We start from the raw sequence: 21,931 nt of genomic DNA, 5'->3' as shown, positions 1-21,931 counted from the left end.
TCAGGATAATTTTGATTTGACAAACGCGTCCAGAAGCGGGGTGATCTCCTTCGCCTGCGTGGAATCGTAGGTCCGCACCCATTTGAGCAGGTCGGAGAACACGGAGATGATGTCCGCCAGCCCCACTTCTGTTTCCAGTTTCTTGATGGCGTTCGACAGTTTGGAAATGGTGTCCGCTTCCGCGGCGTTCGGGAACCGTTCCCCTTCCGGCTTTCCCATGATGGCGTTGTTGAGTTCCGCCAGCTGCCGGTACAGGTTCTTCAGCTGCTCCTCCCGTGTGATGGTTATGGAAGCCTTCAGCTGCTCCCAGTTTCCTTTGCCTATCCAGTTGTTCACAGTCACCCGTGAAACCCCCACACGCTCGGCTATTTCCGCCTGCGTGAGCGTTTCGCGGGTGTAGAGCGTTTTCGCCCATGCCTTTTTCTGCTCGTTTGTAAGTTCGGCCATATTACCTCCTTTTTTACGTGCAAAATTGATAAGGAAAAGGAGCGAAAAAAAACGCGCTCCGCATGATGACATTTTAAAGCGTCATGGCAATCCTTTAAAGTCTCCATGATGAAAACGCGGTTTGAAAAAGGCTTTTAATCCCCCTAATTTCGCACCGTAAACTTTGCAGGGAAGGACCTGCCAAAACGATAGTGACATGAGTAGATTTTTCAATATGATACCCGGAACCGATGCCTGTTGCATCCTTCTTTACGGTGACATCGGTGAGTACGATGATAACGTGCGCAGCGGTGATATTGCCCGTGAACTTCTGGAAGCGGAAGCCCTGACCGGGAAGGTGGACGTGCGTATCAACAGCAACGGCGGCGAGGTTTATTCGGGCATCGCCATTTTCAATGCCTTGAAGAACAGCAAGGCCGACATTACCATCTACGTGGACGGCATCGCCGCCAGCATGGCCTCCGTCATCGCCCTTTGCGGCAAGCCCGTGCAGATGAGCCGTTATGCCCGTCTGATGCTTCACAGTGTCCAGGGCGGCTGTTACGGCAACAAGGATGAGATGAAGGACTGCATCCGTGAGATCGAGGCGCTTGAGGATACCCTTTGCGAGATGTATGCCACCCGTATGGGCAAGGACAAGGAGGAAATCCGCGCGATGTATTTTGACGGCAAGGATCACTGGCTGCGTGCCGACGAGGCGCTGGCGCTGGGGCTTATCGACGGTATTTATGACGCTGACCCGGTACCGGAGGACAGTACCCCCGAACAAGTATTTCAAATATTCAATAACCGGCTGCACAAGCCACAAAACGAGAATAGCATGAATTTAGACGAACTCAAGAGACGTCCGCGGTTCAAGAACTGTGCGACGGATGACGATTTCCTGCGTGAAATCGGACTGCTGGAAACGGAGGCTGGCAAAGTCCCGGCCCTTGATGCCGAGGTCACCCGCCTGAAGGGCGAACTGAAGGTGTTCCAGGACAAGGCGGATGCGGATGACGCTGCCGCGCGTAAGAAACTGCTTGATGATGCGGAACAGGACGGCCGTATCGATGCCGCCACCCGCCCCATCTATGAGAACCTTCTGGCAAAAGACCGGGAGAACGGGGAAAAGGCATTGGAGAAGCTTTCCCCCAAACGTAGTGTCATGACCGACCTTCGTGTGAATCCGACGGGTGAAAGCCCCTGGAACAAGCGCATGAGCGAGATTAAGGACAAGTTGAACCATAAATAAAAACATTTGCCATGGCAATAGTAGTAAGAAACACGAATTACAACGGCGAGGTACTGGAGAAAATACTGGTCCTGGCCACCACCGGGAATGACCTTGTAGAAAAAGGTCTGATCATGGTGATCCCCGGTGTGGAGAAAAAAATCAGCCTGCCGCGTATCAAGACGGGCAAGATGCTCCAGAAGCGTAAGGAGAACCCGACTTTGGAAGACTCGAAAGGCAATTTCAATTACTCGGAGAAATCACTGGATCCGGAGGACTTCATGGCGTTCACGACTTTCAATCCCCGTGCCTTCGAGCATGTTTGGCGCAAGTGGCAGCCGAAGGGCAACCTCGTGTTTGCCGAACTTCCCCCCGAAGCGCAGAACACGCTTCTGGATGAACTTAGCAAGAGTGTGAAGTTCGAGCTGGGCTGGCATTACCTGAACGGCGAGTTCGGTTCGGACGACGACCACCTTTTCAACGGTATCCTGACCCAGGCGGCTAAAGATCCGGATGTGATCGTGGTTCCGGCTCCTTCCGATACTTCCATGATCGGCAAGTTGAAGGCTGTCCGCAAGGCTATTCCAAAAGCCCTGCGTGAGAATCCGAACCTGCGTATCCTGATGAGTATTGACGACTTCGACAAGTACGATGACGAGCTGACCGAACGCGAGTACAAGAACACGAGCGAGACGGACATCAACAAGAAGCGTTACAAGGGTATCACCATCGAGACGCTGAATTCCTGGCCTGATGGCCTTATCGTAGCCACGCTCTGCTCGATGAGCGCTGACGGCAACCTTTTTGCCGGTGTGAACCTCCAGGACGATGAGGAGGTGATCCAGATTGACAAGTGGATGAACTCCAGCGAGCTGTACTTCTTCAAGCTGCTTATGAAGGCCGACACGGAAATCGCCTTCGGCGAGGAGTTCGTGGTGCTTGACACCCGTGAGACTCCGGTGTTCAAGGTAGTGGAACGCAGCATTTCTGCCGATCCGGCCGCTCTTTCTTTCAAGGCCGCCGGTGAGAGCAAGGAGGTGAAGGTCACTGCCTCCGGTGATTACAGCGTGGTTTCCATTCCTGCCGGTTTCACGGCAGTCGGTACCGATGGCTCTCTGACGGTCACCGCCGGTGTGAACAGTAGCGGCAAGGCGGTATCCGGCACACTTGTACTGGGCCTGGACGCCGATCCGGAGAAGAAGGTGGAGATAGCACTGTCCCAGGCGGCCGTTGATGAAGAGGAAGGCGGTGAGTGATGGGAAAGCTGAAGTATCTTGTCATCCATTGCACGGCCACTCCTGAAGGGCGTGAGGTAAGCGGTGCGGAGATTCGCGCCTGGCATACGAACCCCGTCTCAAAGGGCGGCCGCGGCTGGAAGCAGGTCGGATATACCGACCTGTTCCATCTGAACGGCGGAGTGGAACGCCTGGTGAACAATAACGAGGACGCGAATGTGGACCCGTGGGAAGTGACCAACGGCGTGGCCGGTTACAATTCCGTGAGCCGCCATATCGTCTATGCCGGCGGGTGTGCAAAGGATGGTAAAACGCCTGCGGACACCCGTACCTCCTGGCAGAAAAAGGCGCTTGAGAAGTACGTGAAGGATTTCCATCGTCGTTTTCCCGATGTGAGAATCGTCGGTCACAATGAACTGGCGGCCAAAGCCTGCCCCAGTTTTGATGTACAGAGATGGCTTAAACAAATAGGTATAACTCAATAAATCAACAACAACATGAAAAGATTTCTTTTATTCTTTGTGCTGATACTCGGATTCGTGTCAGCAACTTTTGCCCAGACCGGTACAGTACCGGAAGTCGATTATAGCGCGATGATCACCACCTTTGCCGGTTTTGTCGGTGGCGTGGTGTTGCTCACGGAAGGGATCAAGGCTCTGTTTCCAAAAATGCAGGGCTTGGCGACACAGATTGTCAGCTGGTGTGTGGGCATTGTGGCCGCCATGCTTTTATGGTGGCTGGATGCGGGCTTTGTCGCTGATGCCACGTGGTATATCGCGTTGTGTTACGGGTTCGGTGCGTCCCTTGTGTCCAATGGTGTTGCCGATACGGGATTTGTCCAGTGGCTCATCGGACTGTTTGCGGGTAAGGATGCCGGTAAATAGGCTTTGACCTGAAAGACCAGTGTGCGTATGGACTTCAGTGCTGTCATGAATCTGGTGCTGGGCGGTGGTCTGGTAGCCACGATAATAGCCATCATCACCCTGAAATCAACGGTCAGGGAAGCGAGGGCGAAAGCGGAGAAGGCTACCGCCGAAGCCGAGACGGTACGGATTGACAATACCGAACATGCCACCCGTATCCTGATCGAGAATATTGTAGAACCCTTAAAAGAGGAACTGAATGAAAACAGGAAAGCTTTGCAGGCGACCCGGCGTGAAATGGCACGCCTCCGGAAAGCCATTGATACTGCCAACAGTTGCAGGCATCATGATGATTGTCCTGTTCTTTACGGGATGCGCGAGTACTCGAAAGAGCAGGACGGAGGTGAACCGGAACAGCAGCCTGTCGTCAAGCGCCGACAACGTGTCAAACGTGAGGCGGGGGTTGTTGATGGCGGGGATTCCGAAATCGGCGGTGAGCCTGACGATCCCTCCGGACAGCCTCCGTAAACTTCCCTCCGGTTCGTCCTACCATTCCAGGAACGGGCAGGCGGGCCTGACGGTGAAGAGCGATGCGGCCGGCAATATCATAGCGGAGGCATCCTGCGACAGCCTCCAGCGGCTGGTACTGTGTTATGAGGAGGAACTGACCCGTATCCGTAATGAGACACATGAGGACTCATTCACAGTTGAAACGGAATTTGAACGTCGCTTTAGTCCCGTTAAAATAGCGCTGGCCGCTTTTATAACCGGATGTGTTGCCGGCATAGTATTAACTTTCAAAATCAAGAAACAATGAATAAGAATTTCATGTACGGCGTCGGTGCCGTGAAATACAAGGACTTTGTGGTGGGTTACATAGAGAAGAATTCGTTTGACATGGGCGGGCAGAAACCCGAATCCGCCAAAATCGAGGCGGAGCAGGTGCCGGGAACCCCGGTGCTTATCATTCCCCAGTCGAATGGCAGCATCGCCCCCACGTTCAACGTTATCCAGCTGAACTACGAAAACCTGCATAGCTTGCTGGGTGGTACCATGCACTACAAGGAAGAGGACTCGGAAAAGAAAACCCCGATTGGTTGGACGGCCCCGACGGCAGCCGTGTTGCTGACCGGTCCGTGGGAAATAGCCCTTGTTTCGGGGCAGAGCATCCTGATTCCCAATGGCACGCTACTTTCCAATCTCGGCGGCAAGCTGACCCTGACAGAAACGGCGAAAATCGAATGCACGCTGGAAGTGGCCATGCCGGAAGACGGCTCCCAGCCCCATGGCGTATTCAATACGGATTCTATCCCGGAAGAGTGGAAACAGTATAAACTGCCTCCTGCTGAATCTGCCGCTGCTGCTTCCACTAACCTGGCCGAGGAGTAGCGTATGGACGAAGCTGTCATCAAGCAGATCCAGCGTGAGGGTGCGGACGCGCTGCTGGATATCGGTGTGAGCGTCCCGCTGAAAGCGTTTCATATCCCTTTCAGGAAATCCCCGCTGGAGCTGCGCGTGACCATGAGGCGGCCTTATATGTCCGGTCAGATTCTTTTTGCCCGGACATATTTGTCGATGGGGATCACCAGTGAGGAGATGTGGGGGTTCAGCAAGGAGGAGGAAATGCAGTTTCTGGCCTCTCACGGCAAGGCGGTGAGCCGTATGGTGGCCTATACCCTTTGTCGTGGCCCTTTCAGCCGCCGCGTGCTTTTGCGCCCGGTGGCATGGCTCATAAGGAACTTCATGGAACAGCGTTATCTGGTGGGTGCGATCAAGCGTTTTGTCAGCCTGATGGGTACCGACCCTTTTATACCTATTATCAGATCAGCCGAGCGGACGAATCCGATGAGCTTGAGACTGAGCCAAAGAAAGAAGGGGAGTTAAAGAGCCGTTATGAAGGCTCCCATAGCCCTTTCGGTTTTGTGTGGCAGATTGCCAGTGCCACCGGCTGGAGCGTGGACTATATACTGAACAAGGTGAATTACCAGACCCTGATCATGATGCTTAGTGACGCTCCCCGGTATGTCCGTGACAAGTCCGGATCTTCCGGTCCTGCGGATGAGCGGAGCGCCGAGGATGAAGCGGATGGAATAGTAGGATTTTTTCAAAGCAAGCTAAAATAGATGAAACCGGTACAAATAGAATTCCTTATGGTGGACCATTTGAGCGCCCGTCTTGACAAGGCCGTGGGCAAGATCGAGCGGATGTCCCAGCAGGCATCGTCCGCCAACAGACAGATCCGGGAACTTGACAGGAGCGGTTCCCTGTTGAACAACACCGTCGGCAAGCTGGCGGCCGCCTTTACTATCAAGGAGCTGGTGTCGAACATCACCAAGGTACGCGGCGAGTTCCAGCAGCTGGAGGTGTCGTTTCAGACCATGCTCGGCAGTGCGGAGAAGGCCGACACCCTGATGCAGCAGTTGGTACATACGGCCGCGACCACTCCTTTCGGCCTGGAGGATGTCGCGCAGGGTGCCAAGCAGCTTCTTGCCTACGGGTTTGGAGCGGAGAAAGTGAACGAGACGCTGATCCGCTTGGGTGACATCGCTGCCGGACTTTCCATCCCTTTGAACGATCTGGTCTATCTTTACGGCACCACCATGTCCCAGGGACGGCTTTATACACAGGACCTGAACCAGTTCACCGGCCGGGGCATCCCTATGATCGCCGAACTGGCCAAGCAGTTCGGCGTGGCTGAAAGCAAGGTGAAGGAGCTTGTGGAGGAAGGCAAGGTCGGTTTTCCCGAAGTGCAGAAGGTCATAGAGAGCCTGACGGACGAGGGCGGAAAATTCAGTGGTCTGATGGAGGCACAATCCAAAACGATAACCGGACAGATCTCCAATATAGAGGATGCCGTTTCAATGATGTTCAATGAAATCGGGCAACAGTCGGAAGGTGTCATCAACACCACGCTTTCCGGTGTTTCCTACATGGTGGAGCATTACGAACGTTTCGGCCGTATCCTGCTCGGGCTTGTCGGTACGTATGGTGTGTACCGGACCGCCGTCATGACAGTCACGGCCGTGAAAGGCTGGGCGGTGGCTGCGGAGGCGTTGCATTACAACTGGCTCCTGCTGGTTGAGAAAGCGCAGAAAATGCTCAACCGGACCATGCTTTCCAATCCCTATGTGCTGGTTGCGACCCTGCTTGCCGGTGTTGCCGTGGCACTGATCTCCATGAAGACGGAAACCGAACGTTTGCAGGAATCCGAGGAAAGGTATCAGCAGCAGAAGCAGAAAACCATAGAGGCCGAGGAAGAGCACAGGCGCAAAATAGAGGAACTGTGTTCCATTGCCGGGGATGAAGCCGTGTCCACGGATGCCCGGCGTGAGGCGCTAAACAAGCTGGAACAGAAATATCCGGATATATTCTCCAAATACGACACCGAGTATGAGAAACTGAAGAATATCAAGAAAATCAAGGAAGAGATAGCCCGATTGGAAGCCGGTGAGTCCATATCCAATCCCGCCAATGAATTGAAACGTGTGGATGACAGGATAAAAGAACTTGAAGGCAAGACCCGGTTGGCAACCGAATATTACCAGGACAGCTACGGGCGGCAAAGAGCCCGATATGTCCGGAAATCCGCACGTTCAAGGGATGAGGAGGCAGAGCTTCAGAATCTGTACGGAAAACGCAAGAGCCTGAACGGACAAATCCGCAAGGACGAGGTAAATGCCTATTTCGAAAACCTGACCGGTGTGAGTAACGAGACCCTTGCACAGCAGATAAAGCAGCGTAGAACCCTGCTTGCCCGGATGTCTGTCCAGGAGAAGGAATACGGAAAGATTACGCAGGGTGACGAAAATCTTACCGGAACTTATTCCCGTGACGAACTGAAGTATCAGCTGAACAAACTGGTTTCGGAACAAAACCGGCGTAACCTGCCCACGGATTCAAGCACTGACTGGGTGGCTGCGGCAAAAGAGAAATACCAGGATGCGCTCAAGGCTTATAACGCCTTTCTTCAGGAAACGTCCAACAGCCTTTCCCGTGAGGAGTTTGAGAAGAAGGCGAAAGAACTGAAGGATGCCGTCGATACCGCCAAAAAGGAGTACGACAAGGTCAAGCCCGGTGAGGATAAGGATTCCGAGGCCGAACGGAAGAAGGCGGACAAGGCGGAGAAAGAAGCCCAACGCCGCAAACAGGTTTCTGAAAAGCTGGGCCAGGAACTCGCCGGGCTGCAAAGGAAGAATGACGAGGCGGAGATTGAGATGATGACCGAGGGGCTGGAGAAGAAGCTGCGCCAGATAGACAATGAATACCAGGCACGCAAGGATGAAATAGCCAGGCAGGAAGCCGGTTGGAAACGTGACAACGCGAAAGCGGGGCAGTCCGGTTCGCTGTCGGAAGATCAGCAGTCCGAAATAGACAAGGCCCGTGAGCTGAACGAGTCCGGCCGACAGAAGAAAATAGCGGAAGCTTATCGGGAAGAGTTCGGAGTGATGCAGGAATATTTGCAGGCCTACGGCACCTTCCAGCAGCAGAAACTCGCCATCGCGACCGAATATGCGGAAAAGATACAAAAGACGACGTCCGGCAGCGAGAAGCTCTCTCTCGGTGTTGAACGTGACAGCAAACTTGCCGGCATCGAAGTGCAGGAACTGAAAGCCCGTATTGACTGGGGTACTGTCTTCGGTGAATTCGGCGGGATGTTTTCCGATATGATAAAGCCTGTATTGGCGGATGCCAGAAAATACATGCTCACTGACGAGTTCCGAAATGCCGACCATGCCAGCCAGGACGCGCTTGTCTCTGCCGTCCAACAGATGGAGAGGGCTTTGGGCGGTTCCGGCAAGGTCAGTTTCAAGAAACTGGGTGCCGAGGTTACTGCCTACCAGAAAGCCCTTTCAGACCTGAAGGAGGCACAGGCGGTGTATGTGGACACCTATACGGCACTCATTGCCGCCCAGAAATCATACATTGAGGCGCAACAGTCCGGAACCGAACAGGAGAAGGAGTCCGCCCGGCAAGCCCTGGAAACGGCGCAGGCTAATGCCGATGCCGCGAGTGAGAATATAAACGCCTTGCAGGAAACGGCTGACAGTGCCCGGCAGTCCCTCTCGAATACTGCCTCCGGTCTGAAGACCAGTATGGAGAATGTGAGGGACGGATTGCAGCAGATTGCCTCCGGCAGTATCAGCGGGGCGTATAATGGCCTGATCACACTCGGCAAAGGTGCCAAGGAAGTGGACGGCAAACTGGGCGAGGCTTTCGGAAAGGTTTCCGAAACACTTGAGGATGTGCCTGTTGTCGGCTGGATTGTAAGTATTATAGACCTTTTCAAAGATGGTTTGAGTGTGGTCATCGGTGGCCTGCTCGACGCGGTGTTCAATGCCGTGAGCGGTATTCTTGACGATGTGCTTTCCGGTGATCTTTTTGTGACTATCGGAAAATCGCTGCTTTCCGGTGTGGGCAAGATATTCGACGCATTGACCTGGGGCGGATTTTCCTCCTGGACGACTTCAAGCAATGCCAAAGAGGTCCAGGAAACCATCGACCGGCTGACCGAGCGCAACGAGACCTTGCAGACGGCTATCGAGGACCTGACGGAGGAGATCAAGGCGAGCAAGGGTACAAAGTCCGTGGCCGCCTACCGGGATGCCTACAGGCTCCAGCAGGAGACGAACTCGAACTATCTGGACATGGCCATGTCGCAGGCCGGCTATCACGGTTCGCATCACAGCTGGAATTATTACTGGGGCGGTTTCTCACAGGAACAGATTGACCGTTTGAGCGGTCAGATCGGGCGTAGCTGGAACGGTGACATCTGGAACCTAAGTCCGGAGGAGATGAAGAAGTTGCGCAGTAACGTGGACATGTGGACGCAGATCCAGGATACCGGCAAGGGCGGATATGGAGGTCGTCTGACCGAGAAGCTGGATGACTATATCGACCAGGCGGGCAAGCTGGAGGAACTTACCGACCAGCTGTATGAAGGTCTCACCGGTATTTCCTTCGACAGCATGTACAGCAGTTTCGTGGATAACCTGATGGATATGAAGTATGATGCCGCAGCCGCGGCGGAGGACATATCCGAGTATTTCATGCGTGCGATGCTGTCAAACAAGATCGGTGAGCTGTATTCCGACAAGCTGAAAGGCTGGTGGGAGAAATTCGGCAAGGCGATGGAAGACAATGACCTTACAGAAGCCGAGCGTAAGGCCCTCCAGGACGAGTACATGAAGTATGTCGAGGAAGCCATCGCTCTTCGTGACAATCTTGCCGCGGCCACCGGGTACGATAACTCGGGCGGTACGAGCCAGAGCGCCAAAACCGGCGGTTTTTCAGCCATGACACAGGACCAGGGTACAAAACTGGACGGCATGTTCACCAGCGGGTTGCAACACTGGTCGAGCATCGATGAGAAGATGGAGAGCGTCATCGACAAGATGAACACCGCCGAGGGGCATCTTGCCCGTATCGAGGAGAACACCGGCACGAGCGCGTCGCACCTTGGCAAAATAGAGGAAGAGATTCGTAAAATCAATCGTGACGGAGTAAAATGCAAATGATATGGAAAAGATATTAGGCGGTCTGGTACTTGTCAACGGTACCGACATCTGGAGTACATACGGGGTGTTCCTCGTTGAGGACAAGCGCGGCGGGATGGATAACCTGACCGCCATCCTGACCCCGAGCAAGACGAAAACGGACACGGCTGTGAATATCCGGGAGGAGGACGGGGAGAAATATTCCTCCGTGCTGACGCCCAGGAACGAGGCCCGTGACGTGACGCTTCATTTCGCCCTGTTTGGCAAAACGCAGGCCGGCTGGCTGAAGAAGTATTTCGAGTTCATCAATTTCCTGAAGAAAGGCCGTGACGGGTGGCTTGAGATTTCCTTTCCCCAACTTGCCCTGACTCTCCGTGTGAAATATACGGATTGCAGCAAGTTCCAGCCTCTGACCTATCTCTGGAAGGAAGGCGTGCACGCCGGCAAGTTCAAGGTGAAGTTCCGGGAACCTGTCCCGGTCATATAAATGTGATTCAAACCCTATTCAAACGACGTTTAAACAAGATACAGACATGCTGACCATCTATGACAGCAACGGCAACAGACGGACCGATATCGAGGCGGGCGACAGCTCCACCCAGGTGAAGGAGGTGCAGGGTGACAATGTCCTGACACTCTCTTTCACGCATTACGAATATATCGCCCTGGACGTGAATGACCGGGTGGACTTTGAGGGTGAGCGCTACTGGCTGACCGAACGGTACATCCCGAAGCAGAAGAGCGGCCAGGAGTGGGTATATGATTTGAAGTTTTACGGTATCGAGAGCCTGGTGAGACGTTTTCTTGTGCTGGAGACCACCGACGGGAACACCGAGCCTGTGTTCACGCTGACAGCGACTCCGCGTGAACACGTGGCCATGATCGTGAAGTGTATCAATGACGGAATGAACCACACCACCGACTGGAAAGTGGGGCGGGTGGACGGTACGGACCTTATCGTCATCGATTACGAGGGGAAGTACTGCAACGAAGCCCTGAAAGAGATAGCCGAAGCGGTCGGCGGGCAGGCTGAATGGTGGGTGGAAGGCCAGACCGTGAACGTGTGCCGGTGTGAGCATGGCGAGGAAATAACGCTGGGCTACGGGAAGGGACTGACCGGAATCGAACGCGACACGACGGGTACCGACAATTTTTATACCCGGTTGTTCCCGGTAGGCAGCACGCGGAACATAGATCCGTCAAAATACGGGCATAGCCGCCTGATGCTTCCGGGGGGCAGGCAATATGTCGAGATACATACGGAGGAGTACGGCATCTATGACCGTTACGAGCAAGACGCCTTCAGCGGCATTTATCCCCGCAGGATCGGGGCTGTCAGCAGTGTGCGCAGCGAAGATGTGAAAGATGACGACGGCAACCCTTTCACGGTCTATTATTTCAGGGACGACAGCCTGAATTTCGATCCGAACGATTACGAGCTGCCCGACGAGACCAAACGTGTATCGTTCCAGGACGGTGACCTTTCCGGACTGGGGCAGGGTGAGGACCACTATTTCGAGGTGAATTTCAACAGTGCCACCCGTGAGTTCGAGATTATTACGATATGGCCCTATGATGATGACACGCAACTCCCCGGCGGCAAACTTATTCCGAAATCCGGTGACCGTTATATTCTCTGGAATATCCGTATGCCGGACGAATATTACCCGCTTGCCGAGGAGGAGTTTCTTACGGCGGTGGAACAGTTCAATACCGAATGCTGGCAGGATCTTGCCGTTTACAAGGCCCCGACCGACCATGTGTGGATTGAGGAGAACGGTGTTTCCCTGTCCGTAGGCCGCCGTGTGAGACTTGAAAGCGAGGAGTATTTCCCCGAAACCGGTTATCGCAGCAGCCGCATCACGAAAATTACCCGGAAGGTGAACCAACCCGGGGAGATGGACATCGAGATCAGCGATGCCCTGCATAGTGGTGCGTTTGAACGGGTGAATGACAGTATCGGGGAACTGAAAAACTATACGAAGTCAAAGGCGGAGGGTGCCGCGCTTCCTGACATTATCCGTAGCTGGGACAAGACACTGCCTACGGACAACAATCTTTTTTCCGCGCGGAGAAGTCAGGCGGAACACATCAGCAAAAAAAAGAATGACCGTGCAAAGGGGAAGATCACCTTCGAAGCGGGAGCCTCTTTCGGACAGGAGGATAATGCGGGTATTGATGACAAGGGCAATGCCGAGTTGCTGACCCTTGTCGTGCGTGAGTTCCTTCGCAGCCCGAAATTCGTGGACGGTCTTTTCGGTGAGGGGTGGCGGCTGTGGATGGAGGACGCTTTGTCCCATCTTACCATCGACAAGCTGACGGTACGTCAGGTCATGGTAGTATTGGAGCTGCTTATCGAGAAGGTACGCAGCGTTGGCGGCCAGCTGTGCGTCAGCGCCGCCAACGGGAAAATAAAGACCGCCGTACTTGAGGACGGTTACTGGAGGATCACTTTCGAGCAGGACAACAGTTTCCAGGCCCATGACCTGATGCGCTGCGCCACGTTCAGCGGCGGGAACCTGAAAGGGTACTGGGTGGAGGTGGCCGGCGTGGAGGGTGACTCCATTCTCGTAAGTGAGGATGAATTTTCAGGTTCCCTTCCGGAGGCCGGTGACGAGTGCGTGCTGATGGGCAACACGGAGAACCCGCTGCGTCAGAACCTGATCCTGATCTCCGCCACCGAGGACGGTCAGCCCCGCGTGGACGTGATGGACGGGGTGAAGGCGAAGAACTTCACCGGCTGCCTTCGTGCGCGCCTGGGCAACCTGGACGGCATCAGCGATGACTGGTTCCCGGCTGACAACCAGCCGCACGGCAACGGCCTTTACAGCGACAACGCCTACCTGCGCGGGACTTTCCTTCTGGTGACCGGTGAGGACATCAAGACCAAGTTCGAGATCGTGGAGGGGCGCATCACCAGCGCGGTGACCGCCCTAAGGAACGACTTCGCCACGGAGAAGGGCTACCTGAACAACCCCGCCTTCGATGACGGGCTGGAGAAATGGAACACGGAGAACGAGACGGTGTTCTTCCTGGCAGGTAACAAATGGATCTGGGCGAACAACAACGTACTGACCAGAAAGGGCGACGGGGCGAGCGTGACGGTGGATGACGGGCGGACGGTGGTGCACATCCGTAACAAGTACATCCTCCAGAAACGGGCGAATTTGAAAAGCATCCCCTCCATGCCTGTGAACGGTGACGGGGAGAAGGAGGCCGTGCCGGTGTACCTTTCCTTCTTCTACCGCTGCGCAACCAAAGGGACTCTAAGAGTCCAGTTCCTGGACGTTGACAAGACGGGTTTCGCGAACTTCAACAGCCTGGAGGTGGAGGAGGAACTGTCTGCAACTGATGGTTACGTGCAGTACACCTGTAGCGGCCTCTGGAACGGTACCGGTGATTTCAAACTGTCCTTTACCGGTGACATCTACCTGTATATGCTCGTGCTGTCCACTGACAAGGTGGAGAGCCTTGCACACCGCTACCGGACGCTTTTCGAGCAGTCGGAGCGTCTGGTGAAGATAACGGCCGCCGTCTTTGACCGTGACGAGAATATGCTGGAAGAGACGGGGCTTGTGGTGAAGCCTGAAGGCGCGGGCATCTACGCCCAGGACGCGGACGGGAAACTGGCGCTTATCGGCGTGAGTGTGGACGGGACGGACGCTGACGGCAACAAGATCAGCGTGGTGAAGCTGACCGGTGACCGCGTCAAGCTGGAGGGCCTCGTGACGGCCAACGATAATTTCAAGATCCTGGAGGACGGGAGCATCGAGGCGAACGCGGGCACGTTCTCCGGGCATATCCGCACGAACTTCCACCTTGTGGAGTCGAGCGACGCCGTCCTGACCTCCTGCTCGGGCCGCGGCGAGGCCGGCTACCTGATCGGCCGCGAGCTGAGCCTGAAGGTGGACATGGCCGGTTCGTCGAACGGTGCGGACATCATCCTTCCGAACGACGTGCGTTATATCGGCTCGCGCGTAACCCTTTACAACGGCTGCCACCCTCCCTATACGCGTACGGTGGGCTCTATCCGCTACAGCTCCGTCCGTGTGGACGACGGCACGCTGCTCCGCGGTTCCAACGTGAACCTTAGCAGTGATTCGCTGCTTTCCTATTCCGACCCCTACAGGATCGACTGGATCAGCGGGATCATCGAGCTGGTCGGTACCCCCGAGCTGAACGGGAGAATCCTTGCGGACCTGGTTTCGTGGCGGGGAGCGTCGGCCGGTCCCCCCGCTTCCCCCTCGAGCGGATGGCTTTACTACGACACGAAAAGGAACCGCAACTACCTTTACTGGTACGGCGCGTGGGTGGAGTTCCCCGTTTACGGCGGCGCTTCCGATGATCTCCGCATCACGTGGAAGGGAGAGCTTTCTTCCGCTCCGGAGAACCCGGAGAGGAACTGGCTGTACGTCACCTCCGTGAACCGCTTCCTCCTGCTCTACACGGGCGAGGATTGGGAGGAGCCCGCCATCATTAACAGCCTGAACAAGTGCGGCTGGTGCATCCTTGGCTTCAGCGCGCTTTCATACCATTATTACAATGACTGACAACAATAAAAAAGGAGGAATAACTTATGGCACTTACAGAATCGGAGAAAACGGAACTTAAGAACGACATCCTGAACGCTATCAAGGCCGAGAGCCAGAGCGTTGATGAACTTGTGGAGGTCAGCTCCCTTGACAATATCAAAAGTCTCCCCGCCCTTCGCGGCAGTGAGCTGGTGAGTGCTCCGCTCACCCTTTTGCGTAAACCGGCCGATGATGCCGCTGCCACGGCGAATGCGTCTGCCACGAAAGCGGATAATGCTGCGGCTTTGGCGAATAAAGCTGCGGGTATGGCGTCTGATGCGGCCGGTACCGCCAATCAGGCTGCTGAAACTGCAAATTCCGCCGCGGCAGCGGCATCCGCGGCTGCGAAACAGGCGGAGGATGCCGCCGCCGGTGTGAACGACGGTTTGGTCGGTGGCATGACGGCCGTCCCTGATGAGGAGAACGACACGGTGAAACTCACCCTGCTGGGGAAGACCGGGACGGAGATTGCCTCCGTTGATATTCCCGGTGGTACGGGCGGTGGCGGTAACACGTATAATGTGACGGCGGAAGTCCCTTTGGAGAGCGGTTATTATGTCCTTTCCTCCGCGATCGGTGCCGTGGATGAGAAATACCGTTACAAGGGCCGTTGCATCACCTATGAAGTCTCGCAGGGCAAATGGGAGACCAAACAGTTCGTGGGGACAAGTCTGTCGAGCTGGGAGCAGGAGGCGAGCTGGGAGGACTTCGGCGGTGCCGGAACGATGAAGAGCCTGACGGTGAACGGCGAGAAGAAAGTTCCCGACAGCGAGGGCAACGTGGATCTGACCATCGACAAGCTGGAAGTGGACGAGAGCCTGGATGCCGACAGTACCAATCCCGTCCAGAACAAGACCGTCGCCGCCAAATTCCAGGAGGTGGAAGCCGGTACCGTGTTCGGCATGAGCGCGGAAGTGAGCGACGACGAGAGCAGTGTCCGCCTTGCGCTGACCAACAAGAGCGGGGCGGAGATTGCGAGCGTTGACATCCCGGCCGGCAGCGGTGGCGGCGGTGAGTCCTCCACCACCAAGATCGTGCTGCTTGCCGAGACCGACAAGAAAACCGTGAAGGAAGGCGGAGCGGTGAAACTTACCTATACCTATGACCACCAGGTTGCCGGCGGTGATGACAAGGGTAGCAGTACCGGACAGAAAGCGACCGTCACCATCCAGGTGAAGCGCGGGACGACCACCACTTATTCCTCCTCGCTGAAGGAAGTGAGCAAGGGTACCTATACCCTTGACCTGACCAAATACCTGCTGGTGGGCACGAGCGATATCTACGTCATTGCCGAGACTACCGATCCCACCACGGGCAAGGCGCAGAAGAAGCAGGCGTACGTGAGCGTGAAGAGCGTCACCCTGTCCCTTTCCTGCGGTTACAACCTGGCGGCCACCATCCAGAACGGCGGTTACGGTACCTATGATTCCGCGAGTATACCCTACGCCGTGAGCGGTACCGGCACGAAAACCGTCAGCCTGTACGTGGACGGTGTACAGCAGAACGCGCATACGGTCACCCGCAGCGGCACGACGAACGGCAGTTTCGAGGTTTCCATGACCGGCCTGTCCGTGGGGCGGCATACCGCCCAGCTGGTGGCCGAGATGGAAACTGACGACCTCACGCTGAAAAGCGAGAGCATCCATATCGACCTGCTGAAGGCCGGAACCGGCGCGCCCTTCATCGGTTTGAAGCTCATTCATGCCGACGGGCATGTCCTCGGACGGGACGAGCATCTGGAGCCGGTCCTTGAAGCCGGCCGCTACGAGAAGCTCACTTTCGACTGGGTGGCCTATGATCCCGACCGTGTGCCCGCTGAAGTGGAGTTCTGGAAAAACGGCGTCAAGAGCAGTACCGTGAGCGCTCCCCGCAGCATGATGACCTACAGTAACCGGTTTACCGAGGAAGGCACGCAGACGCTTGTCCTGAAAGCCGGTCCGACCGGGTACACTTTGCGCATCGACGTGGGTGAGAGCGGTATCGATATCAGCGAGGCCACCTACGGCCTGGCGGTCAAGCTTGACGCGGCGGGCCGCAGCAACGGGGAGAGTAACCCCGGAACATGGGAGTCGAACGGCGTGGAGACCACGTTCGAGGGTTTTGACTGGAGCAGCAACGGCTGGACGGGTGAGGCGCTGAAGCTGACCAACGGTGCGAAAGCCGTCATCGGCTACCGGCCCTTTGCCACCGATGTGAAAAGTACGGGGCTGACCATTGAACTGACCCTCCGGGTAAGCAATCCCACTGACAGCGATACCGCAGTTGTGGACTGTCTCGACAGTGGCAAGGGGCTTTATATCACCCCTTCGGAAGCGAGTTTCAAGACCGGTGAGAAAGTGTCCTATACCAACGAGGACGACGAGCTGGTGGAGCGTGAGATCAAGCTGGGCACGAATTATGTGGAAGACCGGTGGATCAAGGTGGCCCTCATGGTGGGTACCCGCAATGAGAGCCGTCTGATGGAGCTTTATGTGGACGGCAACCGTACCGGTGCCGACATCTACGACAACGCCTTCAGCTTCCGCCAGGACAATCCGAAATATATCACCATTGACAGCGCCGGGGCGGACGTGGAGGTAAAGAGCGTGCGTATCTATACCCGCCGGTTGAGTGACGACGAGGAACTGGAGAACCGGATGGTGGACAGTGCGGACGGTGAGGAGATGATCGCGCTGTATGAGGAGAACGATATCCTGGGTGATACCGACACTGTGGATATGGACAAGCTGCGTGCCAAGGGCAAGGGGGTGCTGCGTATCGTGCGCCAGAACAAGCTCGATGACGTGTATGCCGAGAACAACAAGAAGACGGACTTTTCGGCGGATATCTTCTATTACTCCCCTTTCGGATCCGAATACGACTTCGTGCTTCGTGACTGTTATATCCGTATTCAGGGTACCAGTTCCACGAAATATCCGAGCAAGAACATCCGTATCTATATCAGCAAGGGCGGCACGAACCTTAGCTTCACCGTTGGCGGCAAGGAGCAGGCGGAAAAGAAATATCCCGTCCGTCCCGGTGGCATCGCCATGAACCTGATCTGTCTGAAGAGTGATTATTCCGACTCGTCCATGTCGCTGAACACAGGCGGTGCCAAACTGTTCAACGACGTGCTGAAGGAGATGGGGCTTCTCACCCCTCCGCAGCGTTACCAGTACGAGACGGGCGGCAGCGATTTGAACGCGGTCACCGTGCGTACCGCTATCGACGGTGTGCCTATCGACATGTTTGTGGCGGCTGCGGAGGACGGCGAGAACAACTATGTGGGGCAATACAACTTCAACAACGAGAAAAGCAAGAGCGGCGACCTGTTCGGCCTTAGTGGCGTGGAGGGTTACGATCCTGCCTGTCCCCTCACTCTGGAAATGCTGAACAATACCGAGGCCATGTGCCTTTTCAAGACCACAAGTGACGCTCATCTGGAGGAGGTGTTTGATGCCGGTGCCGAGACCAACGTTCCGGATGATGTGAAATGGGCGGGCCTTGACGAGTCGCAGCGTACGGCCGTGAAACGGCTGTACGCATGGATACGCTCGTGTGTTCCGGACGGTGCGACGAGCGCCGACCTCTCCACTTTTAAGAGCGAGAAGTTCAGGGACGAGATAAGTGACTATTTCGACAAGGCTTTCCTGCTGACGTATTACCTCTGGACGGACTATTTCCTTGCCGTTGACCAGCGTGCGAAGAACATGATGCTGCGCACGTGGGACGGCCTGATATGGTACATCACCTACTACGACGGTGATACCCAGATGGGAAAACGTAACGACTGTTTCCTGGTGTATGACTACACCACCGACCGCGACACTTATGACGCCGAGGCCGGGAAATATGCCTTTGAAGGCCGTGACAGCTGGCTTTGGAACCTCGTTCTGGCCAACCTGGACGCTGACCTGAAGACACAGGCGCAGGCTCTTCGCGGTGTACTTACCACCAGCCGTGTCCTGGACATGCTGAACGTGGAGCAGGCGGGCAACTGGTGCGACCGTGCCTATAACAAGAGCGGCGAGCTGAAGTACATCCTGCCCGCCACGCAGGAGATGTACGGCAAGGTGTGGCCGTTCATCTACGCCCTTCAGGGCAGTAACCGTGCGCACCGTGAATATTTCGTGCGTAATCGTTTCGCCCTTCTGGATGCTAAGTACGGCACGAGCAATTTCACCAGTGACAACATCGACCTCTATCTGGCACGTACGGCTGCTGACACCCCCGACGTGCTGAAGATTACGGCCAACGAGGTTTATGCTTTCGGCTACGGTACGAACAACAGCCCGAATATAGGGAATACCGGCATCATCAAGAAAGATGCGGCTGCGAGCCTTTCCATCACCGGTGCCTATACGGTGAACGATCCCTTGAGGGTTTATGGCGCGAGCCGTATGAAGGTGCTGGATATGAGCGGGGCCGCCGACCACCTGAAAAACGCTTTCGACCTGGGCAAATGTACCGTGCTGCGCGAACTGAACCTTCAAAGTTCCGGCAACGGCAGTACCGGCTGGTGGTTGAACATCGGCAACTGCAAGCAGCTACGTAAACTCAACCTTCGTAACCAGGCACAGGCGAAAACCGGGGGAAGTACCAGTACCGAGCTGGATTTGAGTGCGCAGACCAAGCTGGAAGAACTTGAGGCCCGCGGTACGCAGGTGCAGAGCGTGGTGCTAGCCAAGGGTTCTCCCGTGACGCTGCTCCACCTTCCCGGTACACTGACCAGCCTCCGTCTGGAATATCTGGGCAGACTGACCACCGGCGGGCTGACATTGGAAAGCTACAGCAAGGTGAAGACCTTCATCTTTGACAGTTGTCCAGGTATTGACTGGGAAACCCTGCTGGGCCGTTGCACGGGTGTGGAACGTATCAGAGTAACCGGTATTGACCGCGAGGATGACGGTACGTGGCTGGATAAGTTTGTCGGGATGGGCGGTGTGGATTCCGATGGCAACACTACGGACACGTGCGCCTTGGTGGGTACGGTACAGCTCACGCGCTACATTGATGACGATACGTACAGCGCTCTGAAGGCGCACTTCCCGGAACTGAATATCCGGCAGCCGGAATACACGATGATCGAGTTCGACGACGAGGTATCGGATGACGCGAACGTGAGCAACCTTGACAACGGTACCGGCTACAAGTATGACAACGCGTATGAGGTGAGCGGTCATATTTCCGCCATCCTGAAGCAGCGTCACCGTGTACTTGCTAAAGTGACTAAAAAAGCGACGACGCGGGGTGTGAACATGGCGAACGTTGATACCACGGTGAACAACCTGGACGGTGAGATGACCTACTACCCGCTGGACGACACGGACAGCAACAAGTACGCCGACGGCACGGCTGCCAGACTGGACGGCACTGAAGGTGACTGGATGATGTACGAGCCCTTCTTCTGGAGCAAGGGTATCAATGATTACCTGAACGGCAAGCATTACTCCTGTTACAGCAGTAACGGTTCGGATAACATGCCTTCCGTTCCGGATGCTGACGTCCTTACGCTTGACGACATTAAGGGCACGAGTGGCGGTTATCTTTCCGGTCGTAAGATCATGAGCGGAAAGGATACGCTTTCGAACAGCTACAGTACTGACAGTACGTATTCGGTATGCAAGGTGAACGTGGACGGTTACAAGCGTGTGCGTTTCCCGAGCGTTCCCGGTACAAGCCTTGTCGGAAGCATTTTCACAGACGATTCCGGCACGGTCATCAGTTCAATCGTCGTCCCTACCTTGAGCAACAAGTTCGAGGCCGGTATGTACCTGATTGCCGATGTTCCGGAGGGTGCCACTGCTCTTCACTTCTCCATTCTGAACACGGCAGAGTTCGATAAGGTTGTCCTTTCTAACAGTGACAGGATCGAGGATATGGAACCCGAATGGGTGCCTAATGACGAGCACTTGTGTGCCGTTGTGGGCAGCAGTGTTGTCGGTTCCAAACTTCGCGCCTGCATTACCGGCGGGAGCACTACGGCGAGCATGACCTGGGCTGATTTCCACTATTACAGTGTCCAGCGCGGTATGCAGCAGATTGATGCCCTTATGCACTCGCGCATCGCGAATCTTTTCTACGCGAAGTACGGTCGTCGTGACAGCCAGGAACAATGCGGCGCGGGCTCTCACACGAACAACCGTACTACGGGTGGTACTGCCAGCCGCGGTATGACGGACACGATCGGCTACGAGGAAGCCTCCTCAATCAACCCTAATGTGACGAACAGCCTGATAGAAAACTCCGTCCACCAGTATGCGTGGTACCGTGAGAAGGATGACTACGGCGGGGCCACGGTTACGCAGGTGAATAATATTTGCTGCCTTGGCTACGAGGACATCTATGGTCATAAATATGACATGATGGACGGCGTGGATCTTCCTAATGACACGGGCAATTCCGGGAAGTGGCGCATCTGGATGCCTGACGGCAGTACCCGCCTGGTTAAGGGTTCCGTGAGCTCCGGTATCTGGATTACCGCCGTGGCGCATGGCAAATATATGGACGTGATTCCGGTGGGTTCCGTTTCGGGTTCCTCCTCGACAAATTACTGCGACATCTACTACATATCCACTGCCTCCAGCCGTGTGGTCTATCGTGGCGGCAGCTACGCGAGCCCGTATGGCGGTGTTTCGATGTCGAATGCGAACAACGATTCCTCGAATACGAGCACGAGCATCGGTTCTCGTCTGGCCTTCCGCGGCCGGCTCGTTAAGGCGTCGAGCGCCGTGGCGTTTAAAGCGATAAGCGAGGTTGCATGATCGGCCGCGTAAAGCGTCAAAGCGGGAGCGAAGCGACAAAACATCCGGTGTTCCCCGAGCAGGGGAACGCCGTTCATTACGGGCGTCAGCCCGTCGAAAAATATTTTTTTGACGTCAGGTTTTGTATCTGTTTGTTAAATAATAATTTGAAAATAGTACTTTTGCATTTGAAAGGTGGCGCCTCCCCATAGGCCGTGTGGTCTATCGTGGCAACAACAACGCGAACCCGAATGGCGGTGTTTCGATGTCGAATGCGAACAACGATTCCTCGAATACGAACACGAACATCGGTTCTCGTCTGAACAACAATCGAAAGGAAATTTTAATCGGCGTACAACACCGGGGACTTGTCCCCACCGTGGTGC

14 protein-coding genes are annotated in these 21,931 nt (G+C 55.4%); 13 read left to right on the top strand and 1 reads right to left on the bottom strand.

The features are described 5' to 3' along the window. The gene (locus I2I13_RS12825) at positions 1-447 is read right to left on the bottom strand and encodes a hypothetical protein (RefSeq protein WP_004327418.1); all 447 of its coding nucleotides are present in this window, start codon (positions 445-447) and stop codon (positions 1-3) included. Positions 448-643: 196 nt separating this feature from the next. Between I2I13_RS12825 and I2I13_RS12820 the strand changes: the two genes are divergently transcribed. The 13 genes from I2I13_RS12820 to I2I13_RS12760 are packed head-to-tail and all read left to right on the top strand — an operon-like array spanning position 644 to position 21,566. Next, entirely contained in the window at positions 644-1,681 is a 1,038-nt protein-coding gene (locus I2I13_RS12820) for a head maturation protease, ClpP-related (protein ID WP_005846345.1), read from the top strand. Between the two features lie 11 nt (positions 1,682-1,692). Beyond that, positions 1,693-2,916 carry a BACON domain-containing protein gene (locus tag I2I13_RS12815; protein ID WP_004327420.1) on the top strand — a complete coding sequence of 408 codons (1,224 nt, stop codon included), beginning with the start codon at positions 1,693-1,695 and terminating at the stop codon, positions 2,914-2,916. Beyond that, a complete protein-coding gene (locus I2I13_RS12810) occupies positions 2,916-3,380 on the top strand; it encodes an N-acetylmuramoyl-L-alanine amidase (protein ID WP_004327421.1) in 465 nt (154 codons plus the stop codon). Before I2I13_RS12815 ends, I2I13_RS12810 begins: the two co-directional genes overlap by 1 nt. 12 nt (positions 3,381-3,392) lie before the next feature. Beyond that, complete coding sequence (locus I2I13_RS12805) at positions 3,393-3,779, top strand: hypothetical protein (RefSeq protein ID WP_004327422.1); 387 nt, start codon at positions 3,393-3,395, stop codon at positions 3,777-3,779. Between the two features lie 27 nt (positions 3,780-3,806). After that, the gene (locus tag I2I13_RS12800; protein WP_004327423.1) at positions 3,807-4,286 is read left to right on the top strand and encodes a hypothetical protein; all 480 of its coding nucleotides are present in this window, start codon (positions 3,807-3,809) and stop codon (positions 4,284-4,286) included. Continuing rightward, complete coding sequence (locus tag I2I13_RS12795) at positions 4,252-4,575, top strand: hypothetical protein (protein ID WP_025066778.1); 324 nt, start codon at positions 4,252-4,254, stop codon at positions 4,573-4,575. The genes I2I13_RS12800 and I2I13_RS12795 overlap by 35 nt, the downstream gene beginning before the upstream one ends. Positions 4,576-4,586: 11 nt before the next feature. Then, positions 4,587-5,147: a hypothetical protein gene (locus I2I13_RS12790; RefSeq protein ID WP_004327424.1), complete on the top strand. Its 561-nt coding sequence runs from the start codon at positions 4,587-4,589 to the stop codon at positions 5,145-5,147. Positions 5,148-5,150: 3 nt separating this feature from the next. Beyond that, positions 5,151-5,642, top strand: a complete 492-nt coding sequence (locus I2I13_RS12785) for a hypothetical protein (protein ID WP_004327425.1) — start codon at positions 5,151-5,153, stop codon at positions 5,640-5,642. Between the two features lie 38 nt (positions 5,643-5,680). Further along, positions 5,681-5,881, top strand: coding sequence for a hypothetical protein (locus tag I2I13_RS12780; protein ID WP_005846360.1), 201 nt, complete (start codon positions 5,681-5,683; stop codon positions 5,879-5,881). Then, positions 5,882-10,273 carry a tape measure protein gene (locus I2I13_RS12775; RefSeq protein ID WP_151881644.1) on the top strand — a complete coding sequence of 1,464 codons (4,392 nt, stop codon included), beginning with the start codon at positions 5,882-5,884 and terminating at the stop codon, positions 10,271-10,273. A 1-nt stretch (position 10,274) separates the two neighbouring features. Beyond that, complete coding sequence (locus I2I13_RS12770) at positions 10,275-10,739, top strand: hypothetical protein (RefSeq protein ID WP_004326780.1); 465 nt, start codon at positions 10,275-10,277, stop codon at positions 10,737-10,739. 46 nt (positions 10,740-10,785) lie between these two features. Further along, entirely contained in the window at positions 10,786-14,802 is a 4,017-nt protein-coding gene (locus tag I2I13_RS12765; protein ID WP_005932379.1) for a hypothetical protein, read from the top strand. Between the two features lie 26 nt (positions 14,803-14,828). Further along, positions 14,829-21,566 (top strand): hypothetical protein, encoded by a 6,738-nt coding sequence (locus tag I2I13_RS12760; protein WP_195649643.1) that lies wholly within the window; start codon positions 14,829-14,831, stop codon positions 21,564-21,566. The last annotated feature ends 365 nt before the right edge of the window (positions 21,567-21,931 follow it).

It is taken from the genome of Bacteroides sp. D55t1_190419_B8 (assembly GCF_015558905.1).
Classification (GTDB): domain Bacteria; phylum Bacteroidota; class Bacteroidia; order Bacteroidales; family Bacteroidaceae; genus Bacteroides; species Bacteroides vicugnae.
This window is presented reverse-complemented; position numbering and strand designations above follow the sequence as displayed.

What these genes read in the sequence shown, in the direction of transcription:
- I2I13_RS12765 (WP_005932379.1), top strand. Translation starts at nt 10,786, where the DNA reads ATGCTGACCATCTATGACAGCAACGGCAACAGACGGACCGATATCGAG.
- I2I13_RS12775 (WP_151881644.1), top strand. Translation starts at nt 5,882, where the DNA reads ATGAAACCGGTACAAATAGAATTCCTTATGGTGGACCATTTGAGCGCC.
- I2I13_RS12770 (WP_004326780.1), top strand. Translation starts at nt 10,275, where the DNA reads ATGGAAAAGATATTAGGCGGTCTGGTACTTGTCAACGGTACCGACATC.
- I2I13_RS12825 (WP_004327418.1), bottom strand. Translation starts at nt 447, where the DNA reads ATGGCCGAACTTACAAACGAGCAGAAAAAGGCATGGGCGAAAACGCTC.
- I2I13_RS12820 (WP_005846345.1), top strand. Translation starts at nt 644, where the DNA reads ATGAGTAGATTTTTCAATATGATACCCGGAACCGATGCCTGTTGCATC.
- I2I13_RS12810 (WP_004327421.1), top strand. Translation starts at nt 2,916, where the DNA reads ATGGGAAAGCTGAAGTATCTTGTCATCCATTGCACGGCCACTCCTGAA.
- I2I13_RS12760 (WP_195649643.1), top strand. Translation starts at nt 14,829, where the DNA reads ATGGCACTTACAGAATCGGAGAAAACGGAACTTAAGAACGACATCCTG.
- I2I13_RS12815 (WP_004327420.1), top strand. Translation starts at nt 1,693, where the DNA reads ATGGCAATAGTAGTAAGAAACACGAATTACAACGGCGAGGTACTGGAG.
- I2I13_RS12805 (WP_004327422.1), top strand. Translation starts at nt 3,393, where the DNA reads ATGAAAAGATTTCTTTTATTCTTTGTGCTGATACTCGGATTCGTGTCA.
- I2I13_RS12800 (WP_004327423.1), top strand. Translation starts at nt 3,807, where the DNA reads ATGGACTTCAGTGCTGTCATGAATCTGGTGCTGGGCGGTGGTCTGGTA.
- I2I13_RS12785 (WP_004327425.1), top strand. Translation starts at nt 5,151, where the DNA reads ATGGACGAAGCTGTCATCAAGCAGATCCAGCGTGAGGGTGCGGACGCG.
- I2I13_RS12790 (WP_004327424.1), top strand. Translation starts at nt 4,587, where the DNA reads ATGTACGGCGTCGGTGCCGTGAAATACAAGGACTTTGTGGTGGGTTAC.